We start from the raw sequence: 7,580 nt of genomic DNA, 5'->3' as shown, positions 1-7,580 counted from the left end.
GATTTTAATTGTTTTTTGGCGGTGTAGCTCAGCTGGCTAGAGCGTACGGTTCATACCCGTGAGGTCGGGGGTTCGATCCCCTCCGCCGCTACCATTGGACCTTTAGCTCAGTTGGTTAGAGCAGACGGCTCATAACCGTCCGGTCGTAGGTTCGAGTCCTACAAGGTCCACCACTTATACGGAGGAATACCCAAGTCTGGCTGAAGGGATCGGTCTTGAAAACCGACAGGGGTGTCAAAGCCCGCGGGGGTTCGAATCCCTCTTCCTCCGCCATATCTAATTTAATTATCATCGCGGGGTGGAGCAGTTCGGTAGCTCGTCGGGCTCATAACCCGAAGGTCGCAGGTTCAAATCCTGCCCCCGCAACCAAAAAATGGTCCGGTAGTTCAGTTGGTTAGAATGCCTGCCTGTCACGCAGGAGGTCGCGGGTTCGAGTCCCGTCCGGACCGCCATTTATAACAAGGCTCGGTAGCTCAGTTGGTAGAGCAACGGACTGAAAATCCGTGTGTCGGCGGTTCGATTCCGTCCCGAGCCACCATTTAATTTAATATTGTTTTGGCGGTTGTGGCGAAGTGGTTAACGCACCAGATTGTGGCTCTGGCACTCGTGGGTTCGATTCCCATCAATCGCCCCAAACAACATGCGGGTGTAGTTTAGTGGTAAAACCTCAGCCTTCCAAGCTGATGTCGTGGGTTCGATTCCCATCACCCGCTCCATTTTTATATTGTCATGGGCCTGTAGCTCAGCTGGTTAGAGCGCACGCCTGATAAGCGTGAGGTCGGTGGTTCGAGTCCACTCAGGCCCACCATGATGATTTTTCCACAGTAGCTCAGTGGTAGAGCTATCGGCTGTTAACCGATCGGTCGCAGGTTCGAATCCTGCCTGTGGAGCCATACGGAGAAGTACTCAAGTGGCTGAAGAGGCGCCCCTGCTAAGGGTGTAGGTCGTGTAAGCGGCGCGAGGGTTCAAATCCCTCCTTCTCCGCCATAAGGCCCGTTGGTCAAGCGGTTAAGACACCGCCCTTTCACGGCGGTAACACGGGTTCGAATCCCGTACGGGTCATTAAAAAACCTTGCATACTATGCAAGGTTTTTTATTATGCGTTCGTAGCGTAAATGGTAAAAGACAGGTATGTGGCAAAAGCGCTCCATAATAAATAAGGAACCAGAAGCCAGGCTGAAGCTTTACTGTATTTACCGGCAATGAGCAACAGAATGAGTGTTGTCACCGCCACAAGCAGGCAATCGATAGATGCAGCAAGCAAATTTTTCTGTGTGAATTGAAAATAGCTGAACCCTTGATTCACGATATAATTGATGAGAAGCATCACCCAAAAAGCTTTGGATTCTTTACATGAAAACTTTGCGTATATCAAGGCTGCTGAGAGCGAAATAAGCGCAAACAAAACCGCCCATATGATGCCGATCACTGATCCGCTCGGCGTCCAGTCAGGTTTTTGCAGCGCGTCATACCATTCCCGGTCGATGGGAAAGAGAACTCCCGCTAAAGAAAACAAGACATATGTAATGATAAATACAATAATCGCACCGATATACTTCTTTTTCATTTGTCCCCTCCGTCATTCAATGTCAACACGTTAATTCCCTTTTTTGGAAATGTTAAACCTTTTAAAAGGTTCATGCACCATTAAGTGTATGAGTTTTCAGTGTGAAAATGCAGCAAACCATTTATTTGTATTCAAAAACCCCGGCAGGCCGGGGTTTTAATCAGCATGAAGATCGCCAAAGGTCGTCATTATTCCTTCTTCGTCCAGTTCCTGTTCATATTTTTCGTGTGCTTTGCTTGGATACACGGAAATGTTTTTTCCGGTAATATCTGTCGCGATAAAGTTTTCATAATCCTCAGCATAGCCGATGTTTTCTTCGGAGTTCATTGTCATATCCCCATAGCTGAGCGGCGGATCCTCTAAATCCTGAGGCGTTTCTGAGTTTCCGTATTCCTCAACATCCTGATAAGCATCTTCACTATCGTAAGCAGCCCGGATTGATTCATCATCATCAAATTCAAACTGTCCGAACGGTGTTTCCTCTTCAATCGGCCTGTCTTTGGAAACGGCATCCTGCGAGGAATATTCCGCCAATGTTGTAGCCGTCGGCAGAGCTTCGAGTCTGTCATAAGGAATGTCCTTGCCGCTGACTTCACACGTGCCGTATGTGCCGTTTTCAATTTGTTTCAGAGAGTAATCAATATCGCGAAGGTGCTCTCGTTCATGGTCGAGCAGAGCCAGGTCTTTTTCCCGCTCGTATAATTCGGTCGCCTGATCGCCGGGATGATTGTCATAGGAAGACAATTCGCCGGATGACTGATACGGGAATTCATCAGTTAACTGAAATTGATCATTTTCTTTAAAGCGGCTCAAAATATCATGTCTGGCTTCTTCCAATTCTTTTTTTAAGTGTGTAATCTGTTCGTTTGTAAGCACATCAATCCCTCGTTTCTATGTGATGCTTACTGTTAGTATGAACGCTTTTGCGCAGAAAAATGGTGGATAAAAATAGTCATTTTCCCATGAGGAAGTAAAAGGATACAGTGATTGCCGAGAGTGGGGAAAGAAAATTCAAGTTTGTTTCTTTATTCATTTGCGCAAAAAGGTTTATAATAAGAAATGCAGGCATTTTGTCGTGCTCAAATCTGTGTGTTTGACACAAAGTCATCACAGGTGTATTGTATTAAAAGCATTTAACGGATTATGGAGGAATGTCTCATGGTGACAACGGTGCAGCATACGTTCCGAGAGGAAGCAGATCATGCATTACATAAAGCCAAACAAGTCAACCATGCTGTCTTATTGAGCTATTCAAGACGTATTGCGTCTTTAGACCCTCTATCATTTTTCAAAGACGGAGCAAAAAAATATAAAGGCAAACGATTTTTTTGGTCAGAACCCGGTAGTGAATTAACAATAGTCGGTCTTGGCACAGAAGCGCTGTTCCAATCGAATGAAAAAAATGGAAAGCGTTATCACGACGTTTTTGAACAATGGGAGCGCTTTAAAAAGACGGCTTTTCATATTCATGAAGAAGAGGCGGCGCATACCGCGGTCGGCCCTGTCTTATTCGGCGGTTTTTCATTTAATCCCGCTGAAGAGAGAGGAGACGAATGGAACGGGTTCGAAGAAGGACTGTTCTTTATCCCCTCACTCATGCTGACAAAGACGGCAGATGGTGATTATTTAACCGTCAATCAATGGGCGGCAGACGGTAATCAGGCAGAAGATACGCTGAAACGTCTGAAATCTTTTTCGGAAGCTTTTTCAGTTTCTTCAATCGAGTATGAAGAATATCCTGTTTTAACAAAAGCGGAAGAACTTGATGTGGAAAACTGGCTTGAAGCCATTAAAACAGCAACAAATGATATGAAAGCAAATCAATATGATAAAGTCGTGCTGGCAAGGGAAGTCGTTTTGTCATATGATGGGCCTATTCCGACAGAGAGCGTTGTCCGCAAGCTTTTGAAGGACCAAACGACAAGCTATGTTTTTGCGATTGAGCAGGGAGATAAATGCTTTGTCGGCGCTTCACCGGAACGGCTGATCAAAAAATCCGGCAAAGACGTTATGTCCACCTGTCTGGCAGGTTCAATTAAGCGCGGAGAAAATCAACAAGAAGATGACCGTCTCGGCAAAGAGCTGCTGCATGACGAAAAAAATCTCGCGGAACATGATTTTGTGGTTCAGATGATACACGATTCTTTCTTGTCGAGCTGCAGCGATGTGAAAAAGCCTGCAGGTCCGCAATTATATAAAACAAAAAGTGTTCAGCATCTATATACACCGATCACAGGCCATCTTAAAACGTCCGCTTCGCTGTTTGATTTAATTGAAAAGCTGCATCCCACGCCGGCATTGGGCGGAGCTCCCCAGCAGAAAGCTGTTGAAGTTATCGCTGATATTGAACCGATGACACGCGGATGGTATGCGGCTCCGATCGGCTGGATGGACGGCAGGGAAAACGGAGAATTTGTCGTGGCTATCCGATCAGGGCTGATTGAAGGCAAAAATGCGCGGCTTTTCGCAGGCTGCGGCATTGTTGAAGATTCAGATCCGCAATCAGAATATGAAGAAACACAAATTAAACTAAAGCCGATGATCTCTGCTTTAGGAGGTGAAAGGCTTTGACAAACCCGATTACACATTATATCGGAAGCTTTATTGATGAATTCGCTCTATCGGGTGTCACCGACGCGGTTGTTTGCCCGGGGTCGAGGTCAACTCCCTTGGCGGTTTTGGCGGCGGCCCACCCGGATATTCAAGTCCATATACAGATTGATGAACGATCCGCAGGTTTTTTCGCACTCGGTCTTGCAAAAGCCCGTCAGCGTCCGGTCATGCTGATTTGTACGTCAGGAACGGCGGCGGCTAACTTCTATCCGGCCGTGATTGAAGCTCATTATTCAAGAGTGCCTCTTATTGTCCTGACTGCTGATCGGCCTCATGAATTGAGGGAAGTGGGGGCGCCTCAGGCGATTAACCAGCATTTTCTGTTCGGTAACTTTGTTAAGTTTTTCACAGACTCGGCTCTGCCTGAAGAAAATCCTCAAATGCTGAGCTATATCAGAACATTGGCCGGCAGAGCCGTGAGTGAAGCCGGGAAGCGCCCGATGGGGCCAGTCCATATCAATGTGCCGCTCAGAGAGCCTTTGATGCCGGATTTATCAGCCGGACCTTTTGAAAGAATGAGAAAGGGGCGGCACGTCTCAGTCACAACAGGGATTCAGTCAGCTGATCAAGATTCTCTCTGTCATATTACAGAGCGTCTTGCGGGTACCGAAAAAGGTGTGATCGTCTGCGGCGAAATTCACGGTGAAGCAGAAAAGCAGCAAATCATCGCGCTTGCCGAGATGCTTCAGTTCCCGATTTTAGCTGACCCGCTTTCAAACCTCCGAAACGGGGAGCATGATAAGACGCTGATTATTGATGCTTATGACTCGTTTTTAAAAGATGAAGAAATAAAAGAGGCGCTGCGCCCGGACGCTGTGATCCGCTTCGGCCCGATGCCGGTTTCGAAACCGCTCTTTTTATGGCTCAGAGATGATCCTGCCATTGAGCAGTTTATCGTCGATGAAGACGGAGGATGGAGAGATCCCACCCAGGCCGGCGCGCATATGATTCATTGCCATCCGTCTGTGTTTTTGGAAGCGGTCCGTTCAGCTGAAACCGGAAAACGGCCGTCCGGATGGCTTGAGAAATGGCAGTTTGTCAATGAGCGGTTCCGGAGTCATTTACAGGATGCGAGCATGGATGATTTATCTTTTGAAGGAAATGTATATCGTCAGCTTCAGCATCTTGTCCCTGAAGGCAGTTCGATTTTTGTCGGCAACAGCATGCCGATTCGCGACGTGGATACGTTCTTTGAAAAACAAGATCGTTCCTTCCGTGTTTATGCCAACCGCGGCGCTAACGGCATTGACGGGGTTGTCTCCTCGGCTATGGGACTGTGTGAAGGTACAAAAGCTCCTGTCACGCTTGTAATTGGAGATTTATCGTTTTACCATGATTTAAACGGGCTGTTAGCGGCTAAAAAACTTGGAATTCCGCTTACGGTTATTTTAATAAACAATGATGGCGGCGGGATTTTCTCGTTTTTGCCGCAGGCATCTGATAAGACTCATTTTGAAGAACTGTTCGGTACGCCGACGGGCCTTGATTTCCGGCATGCCGCCGCACTGTACGGCGGGACGTATACTTGCCCTGAGACATGGGAAGCATTTAAGGATGCGTATCAGCCGCAGGCGGACAAGCCCGGACTTCATATAATCGAGCTGAAAACAGATCGGACATCAAGAGTTCAATTCCATCGCGATCTGCTGCAGGCCGCAGTGCGGGAAGTGAAAAAAGAATGGAAGCTGTAACAGTTAAAACGGCCGACGGCGTGTGCTATCGGGCTGCTGATAGCGGCCACGAATCATCTGAAGCTATTGTTTGTCTGCATGGATTTACGGGCAGCAAAGAATCATGGATGTTTTTACGCGGCATGTTTCCCGGCGAACGAATGGTGATGATTGACTGTCTGGGTCACGGGGAGACAGACGCGCCTGTGCAAGCGGCAAGGTACAGTGCGAGCCGGCAGGTTGCGGACCTTGCCGCCGTTTTTGATCAATTAAAACTTCACAAAGTGAAACTTATTGGTTATTCTATGGGGGGAAGACTTGCGTATTCCTTTGCACAGGCATTTCCGCATCGGGTGTCAGCGCTTGTTTTGGAAAGTACAACCCCGGGCCTGAGCACGCTTCAGGAACGCAAAAAGCGGATTCAGTCAGACCGGAAGCTTGCTGACTTTATATTGCGGGAAGGTATAACATCGTTTGTCGATTATTGGGAGGGCATTCCGTTGTTTGCCTCGCAGCTTTCTCTGCCGGACAGCGTAAAGGCATCCATCCGTGCCGGCAGGCTGAAAAATAATCCGTCCGGACTTGCAGGAAGCCTGCTCGGAATGGGGACGGGCTCACAGCCTTCCTGGTGGGAGGCATTACACCGCATCAAGGCGCCCGTCCTGCTCATATGCGGTGAATGGGATGAAAAGTTTTGCGCTATTAATCAAAAGGTGCATAACCTGCTCCCATCAAGTAAAATAGAGGTTGTCAAACAGGCGGGGCACACGGTACATGTGGAACAGCCGCGAATTTTTGGTAAGATAGTAAGTGAGTTTTTATACGGCTTGTAAAGCATAAAGAAAATAGCTTTTCGGCCGGACTCAGGCAAAAATGAAGGAGGTCATATCAATGGCTGCAGAATGGAAAAGTGAACGTCAGTACGATGAAATCCTGTACGAGACGTATAACGGTATTGCAAAAATAACAATTAACCGCCCGGAGGTACATAACGCATTTACTCCTAAGACGGTATCAGAAATGATTGACGCGTTTGCTCGTGCGCGTGATGACTCCAATATTGGTGTCATCGTTCTTGCGGGAGCGGGAGATAAAGCATTCTGTTCAGGCGGAGACCAAAAAGTCCGCGGTCACGGCGGATATGTCGGAGACGATCAGATCCCTCGTCTGAATGTGCTTGATCTTCAGCGTTTGATCCGCGTGATTCCTAAACCGGTCGTAGCGATGGTATCAGGCTATGCCATCGGCGGAGGACATGTGCTTCATATCGTCTGTGATTTAACGATTGCGGCCGATAACGCGATTTTCGGCCAAACCGGACCGAAAGTGGGAAGCTTTGATGCCGGTTACGGCTCAGGTTACCTGGCGCGTATCGTCGGACATAAGAAAGCCCGTGAAATCTGGTACCTGTGCCGTCAATACAACGCGCAGGAAGCGCTCGACATGGGGCTTGTCAATACAGTTGTCCCATTAGAGAAACTTGAAGAGGAAACAATTAAATGGTGTGAAGAAATGCTTGAGAAAAGCCCTACAGCCCTTCGTTTCCTTAAAGCGGCATTTAACGCAGATACAGACGGCCTCGCCGGAATTCAGCAATTTGCAGGAGATGCAACGCTTCTTTATTACACGACTGACGAAGCGAAAGAGGGCCGCGATTCCTTTAAAGAGAAACGCAGTCCCGATTTCGGTCAGTTCCCTCGTTTTCCGTGATCAGATGACACTACGAAACA

6 protein-coding genes and 12 tRNA genes are annotated in these 7,580 nt (G+C 47.8%); 16 read left to right on the top strand and 2 right to left on the bottom strand.

The genetic code is table 11. The annotated features are described in order from the left end of the window. The first annotated feature begins 17 nt into the window (after positions 1–17). The 12 genes from G4O42_RS14645 (at position 18) to G4O42_RS14590 (ending at position 1,062) form a co-directional block, all read left to right on the top strand. A tRNA-Met gene (locus G4O42_RS14645) sits at positions 18–94 on the top strand. 2 nt (positions 95–96) lie between these two features. Beyond that, positions 97–173, top strand: a tRNA-Ile gene (locus G4O42_RS14640). A 7-nt stretch (positions 174–180) separates the two neighbouring features. Further along, positions 181–273 (top strand) — tRNA-Ser (locus G4O42_RS14635). A gap of 19 nt (positions 274–292) precedes the next feature. Beyond that, positions 293–369, top strand: a tRNA-Met gene (locus G4O42_RS14630). Positions 370–375: 6 nt separating this feature from the next. Further along, positions 376–452, top strand: a tRNA-Asp gene (locus G4O42_RS14625). A gap of 10 nt (positions 453–462) precedes the next feature. Then, a tRNA-Phe gene (locus tag G4O42_RS14620) sits at positions 463–538 on the top strand. 20 nt (positions 539–558) lie between these two features. Then, positions 559–634 (top strand) — tRNA-His (locus tag G4O42_RS14615). Between the two features lie 8 nt (positions 635–642). Beyond that, positions 643–716, top strand: a tRNA-Gly gene (locus G4O42_RS14610). A gap of 15 nt (positions 717–731) precedes the next feature. Beyond that, positions 732–808 (top strand) — tRNA-Ile (locus G4O42_RS14605). A 10-nt stretch (positions 809–818) separates the two neighbouring features. After that, a tRNA-Asn gene (locus tag G4O42_RS14600) sits at positions 819–893 on the top strand. 3 nt (positions 894–896) lie between these two features. Next, positions 897–987 (top strand) — tRNA-Ser (locus G4O42_RS14595). 3 nt (positions 988–990) lie between these two features. Then, positions 991–1,062, top strand: a tRNA-Glu gene (locus tag G4O42_RS14590). A gap of 34 nt (positions 1,063–1,096) precedes the next feature. Here G4O42_RS14590 and G4O42_RS14585 read toward each other — a convergent pair. Continuing rightward, positions 1,097–1,567: a TspO/MBR family protein gene (locus G4O42_RS14585; RefSeq protein ID WP_032873537.1), complete on the bottom strand. Its 471-nt coding sequence runs from the start codon at positions 1,565–1,567 to the stop codon at positions 1,097–1,099. Between the two features lie 156 nt (positions 1,568–1,723). Further along, positions 1,724–2,443: a TraR/DksA C4-type zinc finger protein gene (locus tag G4O42_RS14580; RefSeq protein ID WP_007613312.1), complete on the bottom strand. Its 720-nt coding sequence runs from the start codon at positions 2,441–2,443 to the stop codon at positions 1,724–1,726. Between the two features lie 282 nt (positions 2,444–2,725). Between G4O42_RS14580 and G4O42_RS14575 the strand changes: the two genes are divergently transcribed. Genes G4O42_RS14575 through menB form a run of 4 tightly spaced genes read left to right on the top strand, consistent with a single transcriptional unit; the run spans position 2,726 to position 7,560 of the window. After that, positions 2,726–4,138, top strand: a complete 1,413-nt coding sequence (locus G4O42_RS14575; RefSeq protein ID WP_032873540.1) for an isochorismate synthase — start codon at positions 2,726–2,728, stop codon at positions 4,136–4,138. Next, the gene (gene menD, locus G4O42_RS14570; protein WP_032873542.1) at positions 4,135–5,871 is read left to right on the top strand and encodes a 2-succinyl-5-enolpyruvyl-6-hydroxy-3-cyclohexene-1-carboxylic-acid synthase; all 1,737 of its coding nucleotides are present in this window, start codon (positions 4,135–4,137) and stop codon (positions 5,869–5,871) included. Before G4O42_RS14575 ends, menD begins: the two co-directional genes overlap by 4 nt. Then, complete coding sequence (menH, locus tag G4O42_RS14565) at positions 5,859–6,683, top strand: 2-succinyl-6-hydroxy-2,4-cyclohexadiene-1-carboxylate synthase (protein WP_032873544.1); 825 nt, start codon at positions 5,859–5,861, stop codon at positions 6,681–6,683. Before menD ends, menH begins: the two co-directional genes overlap by 13 nt. 58 nt (positions 6,684–6,741) lie before the next feature. After that, positions 6,742–7,560, top strand: coding sequence for a 1,4-dihydroxy-2-naphthoyl-CoA synthase (menB, locus tag G4O42_RS14560; RefSeq protein ID WP_007408846.1), 819 nt, complete (start codon positions 6,742–6,744; stop codon positions 7,558–7,560). Positions 7,561–7,580 lie beyond the last annotated feature (20 nt).

The organism is Bacillus sp. LUNF1 (assembly GCF_011008975.1).
In the GTDB taxonomy this organism is placed as follows: domain Bacteria; phylum Bacillota; class Bacilli; order Bacillales; family Bacillaceae; genus Bacillus; species Bacillus velezensis.
This window is presented reverse-complemented; position numbering and strand designations above follow the sequence as displayed.